This is a genomic window from Undibacterium sp. JH2W, assembly GCF_049340425.1.
Taxonomy (GTDB): domain Bacteria; phylum Pseudomonadota; class Gammaproteobacteria; order Burkholderiales; family Burkholderiaceae_D; genus Undibacterium.
On sequence record NZ_JBMPOT010000105.1, the window covers coordinates 1 to 255 of the forward strand.

A 255-nucleotide genomic window follows, 5' to 3' on the forward strand; every position below is an offset into this window, starting at 1 on the left:
CTTACCCCGCTTGCTTGCCGCCAGTCGAATACCCTCCCGACGACATCACTCTCAAAGTTGGTTGGGAAGGATGGATCAAGTTTCAAAAACGTGCTTTTAAGGTGTCATCTGCCTTACATCGAGAAACAATTGCAGTCAGACCTAACAATGCTAGTGACGGGGTTTTTGATGTGTTTTATTGCCGTCAAAAAATCCTGCAAATTGATTTGCGAACGCAAAAGAAATCCGTTTAAATGTGTTACCTATGTCTCAATA

1 pseudogene is annotated in these 255 nt (G+C 42.7%); it reads left to right on the forward strand.

From position 1 onward, the window contains the following. A pseudogene (locus tag ACO0LC_RS29320) lies at positions 1–233 on the forward strand (IS481 family transposase); the annotation flags it as partial. Between the last annotated feature and the right edge of the window lie 22 nt (positions 234–255).